Genomic DNA, 16,619 nt, shown 5'->3' on the forward strand with positions numbered 1-16,619 from the left:
CTGCTGCGTGCCTGCGCTCGAGTCTTAGGAAGCAAACTTCATGGCTGTAGGACGAATTCTGGTTACCGGCGGTGCAGGTTTTATTGGGTCACATCTGGTAGAAGCTTTGCTGGGTAAAGGCTACAAGATTCGCGTACTGGACAACTTGTCGACCGGTAAGGTGGCTAACCTGCCCGTCGCACATCCTGACCTGGAGCTGATGATTGGCGATGTCGCAGACAGTGCCGTGGTCGAGCAGGCCATGGCTGACTGCAGCGCAGTCGTGCATCTGGCTGCGGTGGCGTCGGTGCAGGCTTCGGTAGACGACCCCGTCGCCACCCACCAGGCCAATTTCGTCGGCACGCTCAATGTGTGCCAAAGCATGCTCAAGGCCGGCGTGACGCGGGTAGTGTTTGCCTCCAGCGCAGCCACCTACGGCAACAACGGCGAAGGCACGGCCATCGCCGAAGACACCCCCAAGTCCCCACTGACGCCTTATGCCAGCGACAAACTGGCCAGTGAGTACTACCTGGACTTCTACCGTCGCGAGCACGGCCTGGAGCCGGTGATATTCCGCTTCTTCAATATCTTCGGCCCACGCCAGGATCCGTCTTCGCCGTACTCCGGCGTGATCAGCATCTTCACCGAGCGCGCGTTGGCGGGTCAGCCAATTACCGTCTTTGGTGACGGCGAGCAAACCCGCGATTTCGTTTACGTGCAGGATCTGGTGAGCATTCTCGTCCAGGCAGTCGAGACCCGCGAACCGGCACCTGAAGCAATCAACGTAGGGCTCAGCCGCTCGACCAGTCTCAATGACCTGATCGCTGAACTGGGCAATGCCACCGGCACCGCGTTGAACGTGACGTACCAGGCACCGCGCCAAGGCGACATCCGCCATTCGCGCGCCAATAACACCCGTCTGCTGGAGCGCTTTGCACTCCCGCAACCGACGTCGATTGGCCAGGGTTTGGCGCAGCTGTTGCGCAGTTTGTAGTTCGCCGGTCACTTCGCCCGACGTTTACGCAGTATTGGCTCAGTCATCTTCAAGAGTAAATTATGGAAATCGTTTTCCGCAGGACGCGTATCCGCGCGATCGCTGAGCGGCTATTCGCCGCTTTTGCCTTATTCGTCGGTGGGCCGGCTGTGCAGGCTGCTGCTTTATCTCAACCGAGCAGCGTGGCTTTCTGGTACGCCGAGCAACCTCCGCTGCCGGAACTGTCGCAGTTCGACTGGGCCGTGGTCGAGCCGGGCCACATGACGCCCGGCGATGTGAAGACCTTGCGGGCGCTGGGTAGCCAGCCGTTTGCGTACCTGTCCATCGGTGAGTTCGATGGCAACAAGGCGGAGGTCGAGAAAGCCGGGTTGAGCAAAGCGGTTTCCCCGGTGCGTAACGACGCCTGGGACAGTCAGGTGATGGACCTCACCTCGACGGCCTGGCGTGAGCATCTCTTCGGGCGCGCCAAAGCGCTTGAAGCGCAAGGCTATGCGGGCCTGTTCCTCGATACGCTCGACAGCTTCCAACTGATGCCCCAAGCCTCGCGCGAAAGCCAACGCGTCGGCCTGGCCAGCTTGCTGCGTGAACTGCACAAGCGTCAGCCGAACCTGAAGCTGTTTTTCAACCGTGGTTTCGAAGTGTTGCCTGAACTGGACGGCGTTGCCGCCGCCGTGGCGGTCGAGTCGATTCATGCCGGTTGGGATGCTTCCGCCAAACGCTATCGCCCGGTGTCCGAGTCCGATCGCCAGTGGCTCGAAACCCATCTGCAACCGCTGCGCGCCAAGGGCGTGCCGCTGGTGGCCATCGACTACTTGCCACCGGAGCGCCGTGAAGAAGCGCGCAAGCTCGCCAAGCGTCTGCGCGATGAAGGTTTCATTCCCTACATCAGTACCCCGGACCTCAACACCTTGGGTATCAGCAGCATCGAGGTCCAGCCGCGCCGTATTGCGATGATCTTCGATCCGCGTGAAGGCGCGCTGGAAGATGCCGCCGGCCATAGCAACCTGGGTGGTTTGCTGGAGTATCTTGGCTACCGTGTCGATTATCTGCCTGCCGACAGTAACCTGCCGCTTTACGGTTTCAGTGGCTTGTACGCAGGCGTGGTCACCTGGATGACCAGCGGCCCGTCGCAGGATGCACCGGCGTTCAATCGCTTTATCAACGCACGCCTGGACGAACAGGTCCCGGTGGTGTTTTTCAGTGGCCTGCCGGTTGAGGACAAGCTGCTGCTCAAGCGCCTGGGCCTCAAGCGGGATGCGCCGCCCGCCACTCAAGTGTTGACCGTCACCCACCAGGACAAGACCCTGCTGGGCGCATTCGAGGCACCGGTGGTGCCTCGCTCCCGTGACCTGGCAGCGGTCTCGGTATTGCCCAACGGCCCCACCCCGGCGTTGTCCTTGAGCGGTGCCAATGGCGCCGTTTTCAACCCGGTGGTGGTTGGCAAATGGGGCGGCATTGCGCTCGCGCCTTACCTGCTTGAAAGCAACAACGAGCGCAGCCGCTGGATTCTCGATCCGTTTGCGTTCCTCCAGGCCAGCCTGCAGCTGCCGGCGCAACCGCGGCCGGACACCACCACCGAAAATGGCCGGCGCATTGCGACCGTGCACATCGATGGCGACGGTTTCCCCTCCCGTGCCGAAGTGCGGGGTACGCCCTACGCCGGTCGCCACACCCTGGACGACTACATCAAGCCCAACCCGTTCCTGACATCAGTGTCGATCATCGAAGGCGAGATCTCGCCGCGTGGCGCGTTCCCGTTCCTGGCGCGTGAGCTTGAGCCGATTGCCCGTGAGATCTTCGCCAACCCTAAGGTCGAAGTGGCCACGCACACCTTCAGCCACCCGTTTTTCATGCAGCCGGAAAAAGCCCAGAAGCGCGAGAATTTCAGCCCGGAATACGGCTTGAATATGAAAATCGCTGGCTACGATAAAATCGACTTTCGCCGCGAGATCTTTGGCTCGCGCGACTACATCAACCAGAACCTGACCACCCCGCAGAAGCCGGTGAAGATGGTGTTCTGGCCAGGTGATGCACTGCCGTCCTCGGACACCATCAAGCTGGCGTATGACGCTGGCCTGAAGAACGTCAACGGCGCTGAAACCATCATGACCAAGGCCAACCCGTCGCTGACCGGCCTCAACCCCTTGCTGCGCCCGACACCTGGCGGGTTGCAGTACTACGCGCCGATCATCAACGAGAACCTGTACACCAACCTGTGGAAAGGCCCGTACTACGGGTTCCGCGAGTTGATCGAGACCTTCGAGCTGACTGACAGCCCGCGCCGCCTGCGTGGCCTGCACCTCTACTACCACTTCTATTCCAGCACCAAGCAGGCCTCGATCAAGGCCATGCACGAGATCTACGGCTACATGCGCGAGCAGCAACCGATGTCGTTGTGGATGACTGACTACATCGATCGTCTGCACGGCCTGTATCAGTCGAGCCTGGCGCGTACTGCCGACGGCGCTTGGCAGATTCGCGGGATGGACGCACTGCGTACCGTGCGCCTTGACGCGCAAATGGGCTGGCCGGACTTGCTCAAATCACAAGGCATTGCTGGCGTACGCGACCTGCCGCAAGGGCGCTACGTGGCCTTGAGCAGCGACCGGGCGTTGCTGGCATTGCGTGCCGACAGAGACCCTCGACCTGCGCTGGAGGAAGCCAACGTGCCGTTACTCGATTGGCGTTACCTGGACGATCGTCGCGTGAGCTTTTCCTTTGCCGGTCAGTTCGACTTGACCTTCTCCGTGCGCTCGGCAACTGCCTGCCGCGTGGAAGTCGATGGGCAACGATTCGCGGGCAAGGCTTCGGCCGGCCTTTGGACTTTTCAACTTCCTATGAAGCAGGTGAGTAATGGTCAACTCCTCTGCAACTAAAAGCAGCCGCCTGCTCAACCCATGGGCACTGGCGGTGGTCGCGGTGGCCGTGGGTGGCCTGCTGTGGGCAACCTTCCAGCGTGAAGAAGTGTTCCAGCCCGACGGGCGTGAGCCCGACGCCGTGTCGGCCAACTATGCCGAGCTATTGCTGACGGCGCATCCGGACGACGACCACTTGCGTTTGCAACTGGTCGACTTGCTGATTCGCCTCGGTGACTACACCAAGGCGCGCCAACACGTGGATGCCTGGCCCAAGCCGCAACCCGAACTCCAGGCCTACTATCGCCTGGAACTGGACGCGCTGATCGCGGCCGGTGGCAATGATCTGATCGTGCAACAGGCGTTGGTCGAGCGTTTGCAAAGCTTCGATCATCGCAAGCTGCCGGTGGCCCAGCTGCAGAGCCTGGCGAAGCTGGCGCTGACCCTGCAGGCTCCGGCGTTTGCCGCCACGGTGTTCGAAGAGATCGCAGGGCGTGACCCGGCGCAACGTACCGATGCGCTCAAATCAGCCGCGCAGTGGTACCTGGCGGGGGAGCAACCTGCGCGCGCGGCAGACATCTATCTGCAACTTAAGCGTGACGCCCAGCAACCGGGTGAGCGACGGGAATACGCGCAACTCGCGTTCAACAGCCTGCTGTCGGCCGGCCGTGACGAGCAGGCCGCGCAAGTGCTGGCTGACGAGTTGCCCCAGCTGAAAAACCCGCAAACTGACGTGGCGTGGCTGGAGCAAGGCGTGGATGTCGCCGTTGCGACCAAGCAGTTCGAACTGGCCCAGCGTGTGCTCCAGCAGTGGCATGACCTGGAGCCTGACAATCGCAAAATCCTGGTCAAAGAATTCCATGTACGCCTGTCTATCAATGATCTGGCAGGTGCGTGGGAAACCGGTCAGGAGCTGGTCATCGATTACCCGGATGACAGCGAGTTGCTGGAGCAAATGGCCAAGCTCGGTGAGTGGCGCGGCGATAACGAAGCCGCGCTGGACTACTGGATTCACCTGCTCAAACTCAAGGAAGATCCGAAAATCCGCGAGCACGCCTGGCGCCTCGCTAGCCTGCAATTCGACTTTGCCCGTTCGATCCCATTGCTTGCAGAGATCATGCAGCAGCGTCCGCTCACGGACATCGAACTGGATGCGTTGATCTACGGCCATGAGTCTCGCGGCACTCCCGCTGAGGCCGAGTCCTGGTTGCGTACTTACCTGCGCAAGTACCCGGGCCATCGCCTGGCCTGGACACGCTTGCTGCAGAACCTGGAAAACACCGGGCAGTTCGCGGCCAAAGGCAAGCTCTACAAGGACTATGCAAACCGCTACAAGCTGACCACCGCCGAATTGGTCGATTGGGCCAGCACGGAAATGAAGTTGTTCGACGAGCAAGCGGCCTGGGAAGTGGTGAAGTCGGACGATGCGTCCATCGATGATCCTGAATACTGGCACACCCGTGCGGCGCTCGCTTGGGGCCTGGAGCGCGACGAAGACTTACGCGTCTCCCTGGAAAAGCTGCTGTCCCTCAAAGGCAAGCTGACCAGTGGCGACGAGAGCCAGTTGATCACCCTGTATCGCACCAGCGATCCGCAGCGTGCCTTGAAGTTGATGGTCGACAGTTGGCACCGTGCCCAAGACCCGCAGCGGTTGGTCGAGGCACTGCAACTGGCCCAGGAGCTCCAGGAGTGGGATCAGGTGGTTGCCCTGTTGGAAGACGCCAAAAAATACCCGGAAGCCTACGAGCAAGCCCAGGTTCTGGCGGTACGCGGTGCCCTGGCAGCGGAGCAGGGCGATGCCACCGAGGCTGAGCGTCTCTATCTGCTGGGCTTGTCGCGCTACCCCGATGACAACCTGTTCCGCGAGCGCTTGACCTGGCTGTATGTCGACCAGGCCGACACGGCAAAACTCAAACCCTTGCTGACCAAATGGCGTGCAAATGCACGGCACGACCGTCTGCTCTGGCTGCCGTTCGCCAGTGCCAGCCAGCTATTGGGGCGCGATGCCGAAGCATTGGCCTGGTATCGCCTGTACCTCAAGCTCAGCCCGAACGACTGGCTGGTGCAGGCGGCGTATGCCGACGCACTGGAAACGTCTGGCTACCAGGACGCCGCCCAGCGCCTGCGCCTGAAGTTGCTGCGCAGCCCTGAGGCCGAGAACCTGCAACCGTCGTCCCAGCGCTACGCGATCTGGTTGCGTTTGATGTCGAGCAGCTATTCACCGCAAAAGGCCCAGCAAGCACTCCTGAAGTGGAAAGACGGTTCGCCGTCGATGAAACAGCTGTGGTTCGAGCGCCTGCTGGCTCGTCTGGATGCGACCAACCAGCAAGCGCAGAAAGACGACTGGCTGGCCTGGGCGCGCACCCAGGGCCTCAAGGTTGACCGTTACGAGCAGATCCAGGAAGCCTTGCGCAGCCGTAATAAAGCCCAGGTCGAAACCCTGTTGGCCAGCAGCGACCTGAACCCGGCGCAGCGCGCACAGGCGCTCAGCCGTTTGGGGCGCACCAACGAGGCACTGGAAACAAGCCTGTCTGCACTGGGCGACGACCAGCCGGATTCGGTGAACGAGCAACTGCGTCGCCAGGCGGTGGAGATCCACGAAGCCACTCCGCAAGGCGCATTGCTGTCGTATCAGAAACAGGATTTCGGTGGCTTGTCGTTTGACTCGCCGCGCCTGGAAATCGCCCACAACCTGGGTGATAACTGGTACGCCGATGTCGAGATGGAACACGGCAACTATAAAGGCGACGACGTCATCTCCTCGCGCATTGGCGACGAGAGCAACGCGGCCCTGACCTTGGTGCGCTCAGTGGAAAACGGCAGCTGGAAGTTGTTCGCCGACACCAGCCAGCGCAAGGACGACGACCGTAACGGCCTGGGCCTGTCGCGCATGTGGCAGTTGGGCGACAGCCACCAGATCGAGACCGGCCTGGACTGGCATCGCAAAAGCGACGACAGCGGCTTGATGCGTGCTTTCGGCCAGCAGGACCGCGCCTGGGTCGGCGGCCGTCACGGCCTGACCGCGCGGGACCAGTTGAGCTGGGAAGTGGCACAGCGCTCGTTCTCGACACGTACCGACAAATCGTTGGGGAATGGTCATGCGCTGAAGCTGGAGCTGAATCACACACTGGAATTCGCCGGGCCTAACTGGACGGTGCGCAGCGGTGTGGATTACCAGAAGAACAACGTGAAGGATCGCAACCTGGATTACCTCTCCAGCGATTTCAATGGGCCGATTCGAGTGCCTGATGTCGCGCCGCCTGAGCCGGGTGATCCGATCGAGTTGCAGACCATTGCGTCGGGCGACCTGCTGCAAAGTCGCTACGGCCAACTCTACGTCGGCACGTCCTGGCGCCGCGGCATCCCTGGTGCCCTGGTGCGCAGCAAGCCGCAGTACACCTGGCTGGTGGACATGACGGCGGGGTGGCAATGGACCGACCAAACCTTCAACTACGGCATCAATACGGGCATTGGTTTCGAAGTCCTGGGTGACGACGAACTGGCCCTCACCTTCGGCTACCAATCTGCGCCACAGGGCGGGGATGGCAAGTCCGGCGGCACACTGGGTATGAGCTACGGCGTGCGTTTCGGGCGCTGATTACAGAATCTACGGGAGAAAAACCTATGCAAGCAATTCGTAACCTGAGCCTGGCTCTGACAGTACTGTTCGTCGCCGGCTGCTCCAGCTTCACCAGTGAAAGCAGCCCGAACCTGCCGCGCAATGCGCAGTGGGGCATCGTGCCGATGGTCAACTATTCGCAGACCCCGCAGGCGGGTGAGCGCAGCGAGCAGATCCTGCTCAGCGTGCTCAGCAGCCACGGCCTGCAACCTCGGGTCTACCCAACCAGCACCCAGGGCGAACAGGCGCTGATGGATGACAATGAGCGCCTCACCGGTGCCCTGGAATGGGCGCGTGAGCAGAAGCTCGATTACGTCGTCGCCGGCAGCGTCGAAGAGTGGCAGTACAAGAACGGCCTCGACGGCGAGCCAGCGGTGGGCATCAGCCTGCGCGTGCTGGAAGCCAACAGCGGTCGCGTGCTCTGGAGCAAAAGCGGCGCGCGCGCCGGTTGGTCCCGTGAAAGCCTGGCGGGCAATGCTCAGACGGTAATCGACAAATTGGTTGGCGCCCTTCGATTCGAGTGAACGCAATGAATTCTCCACACATGGATTACAGCCTGGCGCCTCGCGCCAGCGGGCCGGTGTCTTGGCTGGAAACGCTATTGGTAACGGGCTTGGCCATTGGCCTCGGCTTCTGGCTGACTCCCGAAGACCCGTTGCAAATGCACGGTGGTTTCCCCTGGCCAATCCTGGCGCCGCTGCTGTTGGGTGTGCGTTACGGTTTTGTGCGCGGCCTGTTCAGCGCCGTACTGCTGGTGGCGGCGCTGTTTGCCCTGCGCTACACCGGGCATGAAGGTTATACCCAGCTTGAGCCGTCGTTCATCGTCGGTGTGCTGGTTTGCGGGATGCTGGTGGGCGAGGTTCGCGACCTGTGGGTACGCCGTCTGGAGCGTCTGCAGATGGCCAACGAATACCGTCAGTACCGTCTCGACGAATTCACCCGTGCCCACCAGATCCTGCGGGTGTCCCATGACCTGCTGGAGCAGCGTGTGGCCGGCAGTGACCAGAGCCTGCGCAGCTCGTTGCTGGGCCTGCGTGAAAAACTGCGTGGCATGCCGGTTGAAGGCGACGCATTGAGCGAGTTGGCCGAGCCGATCGTGGCGATGCTCGGCCAATACGGTGCATTGCGCGTGGCGGGCCTGTACCGCGTCGACGAAAGCGAGAAAAACGTACTGCCCCAAGCCTTGGCAATGATCGGCGTGATGGGGCCGCTGGAAACCGATGACGGTTTGATCAAGCTCTGCCTGGAACGCGGCGAGCTGGTGAGTGTGCGTCAGGAACTGATTGATGCCGGTAACGCCGCGCAGTTTTCCTCGCTGCAGGCGTGCATTCCGTTGATCGATGCCGAAGGCCGCCTGCTGGCGATCCTGGCGGTTCGGCAGATGCCGTTCTTTGCGTTCCAGGATCGCACCTTGAGCCTCTTGTCGCTGCTGGCCGGCCACATTGCCGACCTGTTGCGACGCGATTCGCAGGTGCTGCGCCTGCCCGATGCGGACGCCCAGCAATTTTCGTTGCAGCTCAAGCGGTCGCTGGTGGATGTTGAACAGCACACCTTGCCTGCCGGGTTGTTCGCGTTCGAGATGACACGCGTCAACGACGAGCTGACACGCTTGATGGCGCGCAGCCAACGTGGCCTGGACCTGCACTTGCCAGTGCGCAACAACCGCGATCACGCACTGCTGCTGGTGCTGTTGCCGTTGACCAGCCCGGAAGGCACCCAAGGCTACCTCGCGCGTATCGGCCTGTTGCTGCACGAACACTTTGGCATCGACACGGATCTGGACAGCCTGGGTGTACGGGTCATGCCTTTCAATCTGGAGCCTGGCTGTGATCGCAACGGGCTGCGTAACTTCCTTTACAACGAGTGTGGCCTGAATGATCAGCAAGTGGCTGTTTAGCGGCGCCGTGTTGTTGGAGGCGGGCAGTTGGGCCAGTTTGTGGCTCGATGCGCCGCAGTTGCACCAACTGTTGGTGTTTATCGTCAGCCATGGCCTTGCCTGCCTGATGCTGTGCGGCGCCGTATGGTTGCTGTTGCCGGCACGCTACCGGGCACCTTTGCCGTGGAGCCCGTTGTTCATTTTCAGCCTGGCATTTTTTGTGCCGGTGATCGGCACCCTGGGCGTGGTGGCGTCGATCTTCCCGGCGCTGTACCTGCCGCGTAAACGCGACCAGCAAGCGTGGCAATCGGTCGGCATTCCTGGCCTGCCGTTCCGCGCGCAGGCCCAGACGCGCACGCCGATCTTCGCCGACGGTGGTTTGCAGGACGTGCTGCGTCACGCGCCCAACCCCGATCAGCGACTGGCCGCTCTATTGGCGACTCGCCGCATGCCGGGCAAGGACGCGGTTCCTATCCTCAAGCTGGCCTTGGGTGACCCCAGTGATGACGTCCGTCTCCTGGCGTACTCGATGCTCGACAAGCAGGAAAGCGACATCAACCTGCACATCCAGATGGCGTTGGAACAGTTGGCGGGCGTCAGTCCCCGAATGGCCGGCCCGGTGCACAGCATGTTGGCGCGCTGGTACTGGGAGTTGGCCTACCTCGGCCTGGCCCAAGGCAGTGTGCTTGAGCACGTGCTGAACCAGGCGAGTGAACACGCCGAGCAAGGTCTGGCGGCAGGTGAGGGCGGTGAGCTGTTTTTGCTGGCCGGCCGTATTGCCCTGGAGCGCGGTGAAAATGAGCGGGCTGAGGCCCTCTTGCACGAAGCTGAGCGAAACGGCCTGGGTGCGGCTCAGTTACTGCCTTTCCATGCCGAGCTGGCGTTCGAGACGGGTCGCTATCACGAAATCCCCGGGCTGCTTGCCAGCCTGCCGGAAAAAACCCGTCAGCGGCCACCCTTCGTTGAGTTGGTGAGGAGCTGGAATGAATCATAAGGAACCCACCCCGACGGCCGACATCTGCCTGCTGCTGGAAGGCACCTGGCCGTACGTGCGCGGCGGTGTATCAAGCTGGATTCACCAGATGATCCTGGGCCTGCCGGAACTGACTTTTTCGGTGATGTTCATCGGTGGCCAGCGTTCGGCGTATACCTCGCGGCGTTATGAAGTGCCGGCGAACGTGGTGCACATCGAAGAAGTGTTCCTCGAAGACGCAACGCACCCCGCCGACACCCGTGGCAAGCCACGCGATGCCGACCCGCAGCAACTGGCTGACCTCTATCGCTTTTTGCATCACCCGGACCCGCCGGAGCGGGAACTCGGTGAGCGCATGCTCAATTGCATCGCCGAGGGCCATATGACCCTGGATGATGTATTGCGCAGCCGTGCCAGCTGGGAAACCCTCAGCGAAGGCTACCGTCAGCATTGCGCCGACCCCTCGTTCGTCAACTATTTCTGGACCCTGCGCTCGTTGCAGTCACCCTTGCTGATGCTCGCCGAAGCCTCGCGCAAGATGCCGCCTGCGCGGGTGCTGCATTCGATTTCCACCGGTTACGCCGGGCTGCTGGGCTGCATCCTCAAGCACCGCTGGAAATGCACTTACCTGCTGAGCGAACACGGTATCTACACCAAGGAGCGCAAGATCGATCTGGCCCAGGCCACGTGGATTGCCGAAAGCTCCGGGCAGGCGCTCAACCGCAGCCTCGACGGGGGCTCGGGGTATATCCGCACCCTGTGGGTACGCTACTTCGAACGGATCGGCCAACTGGCGTACAACAGCGCCGACAAGATCATTGCCTTGTACGACGGCAACCGTCAGCGCCAAATCAAGGACGGTGCCGATCCGAGCCGTACACAGTTGATCGCCAATGGCATCGACCTGTCGCAATGGTCCCGTGCCATGGAAACCCGCGAGCCGGGCATCGCCCCCGTGGTGGGGTTGATCGGCCGCGTGGTGCCGATCAAAGACGTGAAAACCTTCCTGCGTGCCATGCGTGGCGTGATCAGCGCCATGCCGAATGCCGAAGGCTGGATTGTCGGCCCCGAAGAGGAAGACCCGGAATACGTCAGTGAATGCCGCAGCTTGATGGCGAGCCTTGGGCTTGAAGGCAAGGTGCACTTCCTGGGCTTCCAGCGCATCCAGGACATCTTGCCCAAGCTGGGCCTGATGGTGCTGACCTCGATCAGCGAAGCGCAACCCTTGGTGATCCTCGAAGCCTGGGCCGCCGGTACGCCAGTGATCAGCAGCGACGTCGGCTCATGCCGCGAGCTGATCGAAGGTGGCAGCGCCGAAGACCGTGACCTGGGCATGGCGGGCAAGGTGGTGGCGATTGCCGATCCACAAGCCACGTCCGCCGCCATCCTGGAACTGCTGCGCAGCCCCGCGCGCTGGAAGGCTGCGCAGGCCGCCGGCTTGCTGCGGGTCAACCGTTACTACACCGAAGCCTTGATGCTGCAGCGCTACCGCGACCTGTACCAGGCAGCCATGGAGAACAGTTAAATGGCCGGTATTGGCTTCGAACTGCGCAAGATCCTCTCGCGCGACTCATACACCGCCACCTTGCACGCGTATGTGTATGCGGGCCTGATCAGCTCCGGCCCGTGGGTGCTGTCGATCATCAGCGTGATGCTGGTGGGGATCATCAGCCTGGGCCTGCTGTTGCCCAACTCGTTGGTGGGGCAGTTCCTGGTCACGGTGACCTACCTGATGGCCAGCTCGTTGATCCTCACGGGCGGCCTGCAGTTGTTCTTCACCCGCTTTGTGTCCGACCAGCTGTTCGAGCACAACTATGAACAGATCCTGCCCAACCTGCTGGGCATCCTGTTGATGGTCACGGTCGGCGCCGGGGTGCTGGGGATTATCGTGCTGGCGGTGCTGTTCGATCAGCCGCTGATCTACCGCGTGCTGGTGCTGTCGAACTTCGTGGTGCTGTGCAACCTGTGGCTGGTGATCATCTTTCTCTCGGGGATGAAAAAGTACAACCGCATCCTGATGGTGATGGTGGTGGGTTACTCGCTGATGGTGGCGAGCGCCTACCTGCTGAGCTTCCTGAAAATGCCTGGCCTGTTGCTGGCGTTGTTGATCGGGCACGGCAGCCTGCTGTTCTTGTACCTGTACGACATCCTGCGCGAGTACCGCGCCGAGAAAATGATTGCGTTCGATTTCCTCAATCGTCGCAACGTATTCCTCAGCCTGCTGGTGACGGGGTTCTTCTACAACTTCGGCATTTGGGTCGACAAGATCCTGTTCTGGTTCAACCCAGGCACCTCCAACTCGGTCATCGGCCCGCTGCGTGCCTCGATCCTGTACGACATGCCGATCTTCATCGCCTACCTGGCGATCATCCCCGGCATGGCGGTGTTCCTGGTGCGCATCGAAACCGACTTCGCCGAATGGTACGACCGCCTGTTCCGCGCCATCCGAGACGGCGAGACCTTGCAGCACATCGGCTCGCTGAAAACCGAAATGACCCTCTCCATCCGCCAGGGCCTGCTGGAAATCTGCAAAGTCCAGGGCCTGACCGTGGTGCTGCTGTTCCTCTTCGCACCCCGCCTACTGGAGTGGATCGGCATCTCCAGCTACTACCTGCCCCTGTTCTACATCGACTTGATCGGCGTGAGCATCCAGGTGGTGTTCATGGCGTTGCTCAACGTGTTCTTCTACCTCGACAAACGCCGCGTAGTGTTGGAGCTGTGCGTACTGTTCGCCGTGCTAAACGCCGCTTTGACGCTACTGAGCATGCACCTGGGGCCTAGCTTCTTTGGGTATGGGTTCACGCTGTCGTTGCTGGTGTGTGTACTGCTGGGGCTGGCGCGGCTGTCGTCGGCGCTGGAAGATCTGGAGTATGAGACGTTTATGTTGGCGCGTTAATTGGGTTTGGTGATGTGAGAAAGGCACTTGGCGTTCGCGGCAAGTGCCTTTTTTGTTGTGGGAATGGTGGGGCGGTTTGGCGCTGAACTAGTAACTGAAAAATCAGTTACTTATGGCGTTCGGTGGAATCGAACTCGGGATTTTTTAGATGCCAGCACATTGTCGGTCTGCAAGTCATTCAGAGCCGCATACGGAATGGTAAACCTCCCGAATTCGAACGTTGATGATCATCTCTTCCGTCGAGAATAGGCAGAAGTCCGCCAAAAGCTGCCGTGGCGACAGGCAACAGACGGTCAGAAGTGGACACCTGGATGCCCCCGACCTTTGCATCGCCTTGGACGAGATCACATTGGCCAACCCAAAACGCACCTTGAGCAAACGCGGCTAGGCGCGTTCACGCCGTTATAGTCGACTCTATTGCCGACCGTACGTCCCGGAGCCTTTTCCCAGTGTCTGACATGCCGACCAACTTCGCTTACACAAAACGCTTCAACGCCGTACTCGCCTACATTGATGCCAATCTCGAAGGTGACCTGTCGGTGAAGACGTTGAGCCATGTGGCGAACTTTTCGGCGTTTCACTTCCATCGGCAATTCACCGCGTTCGTAGGAGTGACTGTCTCGCGTTATGTGCAACTGATGCGGCTACGACGCGCGGCCCATCGCTTGGCCTCCCTCGCTGATCACTCGGTACTGGACGCCGCACTCGGTGCCGGCTTTGAAAGTCCCGAGGCATTTTGCAGGGCGTTCAGGCGGGCGTTCGGTATGACGCCGAGTGCGTTCGGGAAAGAACCGAACTGGCAGGTCTGGAGTACGGTATTCGCAATCCCTCACTTTTCCAGGACTATCATCATGCAAGTACGAATCGTGGAATTCCCTGAAGTCAGGGTAGCAACGCTTGAGCACTGCGGACCCGCCGGGCTCGTCAATGAGAGCGTAGGCAAGTTCATCGAGTGGCGTATGCAGAGCGGACAGTCGCCGGTGGCATCGAGTCGCACCTTTGGCATTCCCTATGGCAACCCCGATACGACACCTCCACAAGAATTCCGCTTCGCAATCTGCGGCGAGATTCACGAGGCCGTGGCGTCGAATGAGTTCGGTGTGCACGAGATCGTCATTCCTGGCGGTCGCTGCGTCGTGGTGCGACACGCGGGGTCACCGGATCACATCGGCGAAACGATCTATCCGATTTACCGCGATTGGCTTCCGGCCAGTGGAGAGGAACTTCGTGACCAGCCGCTGTTCTTTCATTACCTGAGCGCCTATCCCGAGACACCGCAGGATCAATGGCAAACTGATGTGTATGTTCCGCTGCAATAGCGGAGCAAGCAGCTTTCGACCCTGGCGGACGTTGACGAGTGTCCGCGCAGCAATGTGACAGGTTCTAGGGGGAGTTTCCAAACCCCAGAAACAACAAAGCCCTCGCATTTCTGCGAGGGCTTTGTTTTGTATGGTGCGGCACCAGACGAACGGTAGTGGTAGGCGGGGCTAGGTTTTCTGCGGGTCTGGAATTCGGTGGAAAATTTGGTGTACCCCTAATAGTAACTATAAATAAATCGGCTCGTCATGGCGTTCAGTGGAATCGAAACCGGCATTTAAAAAGTGTCCTCGCATTGCCGACTTATAAGATTTTTTTGAATTCGTGTCGCTAAATTAAAGCGTGTTGCGCTGACACCAAGTCAAATATTATAGTATTTAGAGAAATTTTAGAAAGATGGCTCGACACCCACTCGTCTCAGTAGCTCACATTGAATTTCTACTGCGGACAATCGTCGTTTTCCTGCGTCAGTTTTAACGTAAACTTCTTGACTTCCCGTTGCGAATAGCAGGGTACGGCGAACTGCTGGGATTCTCACCTCGACAAGATATAGGCCGTCAATAATTTTCATACCGTCACTTACGGGATGCAATTCTATTTGATAAGCAGTCGGTGCTATCGCTGGCGCAATTTTATGGAGCTTCTCTGTGACGACTCGCCGAAGCTCATCACATTCTCGCTCTGACAAAGACACACCAATAATAGATAAGTCTTCGTCGCGAACACCCCAATATATTGAGCCATTTTGCGAAACTCCAGCATTCATGAACGCTACTGCATATTGATCGACAAGTGACTTTATTGACCCTATTGGATTATTTCCTTTTATCTCCTTCAGTTCGCATATACGACTCTCTTGGTTCGGGAATTTAGCCCCTTTTATCCACGCTGGAGCTTGCCTCCGTCTGCGCCCAGTGCTTTGTGGCGCGAAGAGACGGTTGTTGTAACCCGCCAACGCATCTGACATCCTCTCAGGTTGAAAAATTTCGATGGTTGTGCCACTTACGAAAAAGTCTTCCCGGTTTGTGAAAACAACTACTTGGGAAAGTTTTGCTATTTCGTTTAGAACCTCAACTGCAAAGCCCCGAGTTGGCTGATCCCAATGCATCCCGAGGCCATCTATCAAAAGCGGCAGACTTGATTTTGTCTTTTTCCGTATAGCTAGCTCTCGCACAACGAGAGCTAAGTCGTGCTCACCTCGTGACCCGATATATTGATTGGATGACCAGTTGTTACGTATCTGTAACCACCGCTCGTGATACTTGATACCTTCCGGTAACTCGCTTTCGATTACTTTCAAATCGTCATTTATCAGGTCGTGCGATTCGCCTCCTTCCGCTAGAACCAGGCGCGCCCCGTAAGGGTCACTCATTGTAGCTAAGATTTGAATCGCCAATGGACATGGCTCCTGTGAAACGGAGACCCTCCCAGGGGAGTTCTCTGTGACATAAAGCGTCGCCATCTCAGTAAGAAAACCTTCAATCAGTGTGACTGATACCTCTGACGGTCCAGTCGCACCTTCGCGAATCTGAACAGCAGGCCGCCCCACAATCGCAGCAATTATGGCACCACAAAGCTGAGTCTTCCCCGTTGCGTTGGCCCCCACTACGATGTTGATGGCAGACCCCGAAAATTCGAAATCTGCCTTGGAAAATGGACCAAAGTTTCTAAGCGAGACGTGTTTTACATACATATCTGATCCTTTAAGCTCGTAGTCCGGCTTGCAGACGTTCGTTTTCACCCAGCTTGGGCCGGTTGTTGAACCTCGCCTAGTCGTTGAGCTGCCAAGATTTTCCTAAGCGAGTCGTGAGCAAGCGCATGGTCACCAGATAGTCATAGCACGTCGATCCAGCGTGGTGGCGCACGTAGTAATTTAGAAACCATACAAAATGCTTTCGCTGCCAGCCACAGGGGCTATCTCGGTTCCAGCGATCACAGATTGCCGCTGGAATTGTCTTTGCCTGGTAGGTGACGCTGGTGCATGGAATGCGACCTAGTCAAAACACCTGCCTGGAACAGATCCATATCGAATGGCTTGCTCATGCGCGACCACCAATGTAAGCCGATACCACGTCGATACGACCGTGCCCCGGAGGAAAGGGGACGGATC

General features: G+C 59.4%; 10 protein-coding genes. 9 read left to right on the forward strand and 1 reads right to left on the reverse strand.

The window, feature by feature from the left end:
* Positions 1 to 40 precede the first annotated feature (40 nt).
* From BMZ57_RS19645 to BMZ57_RS19685, 9 genes are all read left to right on the forward strand, one after another.
* Complete coding sequence (locus BMZ57_RS19645) at positions 41 to 973, forward strand: NAD-dependent epimerase/dehydratase family protein (protein ID WP_069672841.1); 933 nt, start codon at positions 41 to 43, stop codon at positions 971 to 973.
* Between the two features lie 62 nt (positions 974 to 1,035).
* A complete protein-coding gene (locus tag BMZ57_RS19650; RefSeq protein WP_042571320.1) occupies positions 1,036 to 3,849 on the forward strand; it encodes a bifunctional glycoside hydrolase/polysaccharide deacetylase family protein in 2,814 nt (937 codons plus the stop codon).
* Positions 3,827 to 7,426 carry a tetratricopeptide repeat protein gene (locus tag BMZ57_RS19655; RefSeq protein ID WP_069672840.1) on the forward strand — a complete coding sequence of 1,200 codons (3,600 nt, stop codon included), beginning with the start codon at positions 3,827 to 3,829 and terminating at the stop codon, positions 7,424 to 7,426. Before BMZ57_RS19650 ends, BMZ57_RS19655 begins: the two co-directional genes overlap by 23 nt.
* 26 nt (positions 7,427 to 7,452) lie before the next feature.
* A complete protein-coding gene (locus BMZ57_RS19660) occupies positions 7,453 to 7,971 on the forward strand; it encodes a hypothetical protein (protein WP_010214021.1) in 519 nt (172 codons plus the stop codon).
* A 5-nt stretch (positions 7,972 to 7,976) separates the two neighbouring features.
* Positions 7,977 to 9,344 (forward strand): PelD GGDEF domain-containing protein, encoded by a 1,368-nt coding sequence (locus BMZ57_RS19665; RefSeq protein WP_021492207.1) that lies wholly within the window; start codon positions 7,977 to 7,979, stop codon positions 9,342 to 9,344.
* Complete coding sequence (locus BMZ57_RS19670; protein WP_010214018.1) at positions 9,322 to 10,317, forward strand: HEAT repeat domain-containing protein; 996 nt, start codon at positions 9,322 to 9,324, stop codon at positions 10,315 to 10,317. The genes BMZ57_RS19665 and BMZ57_RS19670 overlap by 23 nt, the downstream gene beginning before the upstream one ends.
* On the forward strand, positions 10,307 to 11,821 hold the full coding sequence (pelF, locus tag BMZ57_RS19675) for a GT4 family glycosyltransferase PelF (RefSeq protein ID WP_010214017.1): 1,515 nt from the start codon (positions 10,307 to 10,309) through the stop codon (positions 11,819 to 11,821). Before BMZ57_RS19670 ends, pelF begins: the two co-directional genes overlap by 11 nt.
* On the forward strand, positions 11,822 to 13,192 hold the full coding sequence (gene pelG, locus BMZ57_RS19680) for an exopolysaccharide Pel transporter PelG (RefSeq protein WP_010214016.1): 1,371 nt from the start codon (positions 11,822 to 11,824) through the stop codon (positions 13,190 to 13,192).
* Between the two features lie 449 nt (positions 13,193 to 13,641).
* Positions 13,642 to 14,511, forward strand: coding sequence for an AraC family transcriptional regulator (locus BMZ57_RS19685; protein WP_069672839.1), 870 nt, complete (start codon positions 13,642 to 13,644; stop codon positions 14,509 to 14,511).
* Between the two features lie 386 nt (positions 14,512 to 14,897).
* Here the strand turns inward: BMZ57_RS19685 and BMZ57_RS28950 are convergent, their stop codons facing one another.
* Positions 14,898 to 16,202 (reverse strand): ATP-binding protein, encoded by a 1,305-nt coding sequence (locus tag BMZ57_RS28950; protein ID WP_083266243.1) that lies wholly within the window; start codon positions 16,200 to 16,202, stop codon positions 14,898 to 14,900.
* Between the last annotated feature and the right edge of the window lie 417 nt (positions 16,203 to 16,619).

Origin of the sequence: Pseudomonas simiae (assembly GCF_900111895.1) — a bacterium.
In the GTDB taxonomy this organism is placed as follows: domain Bacteria; phylum Pseudomonadota; class Gammaproteobacteria; order Pseudomonadales; family Pseudomonadaceae; genus Aquipseudomonas; species Aquipseudomonas simiae.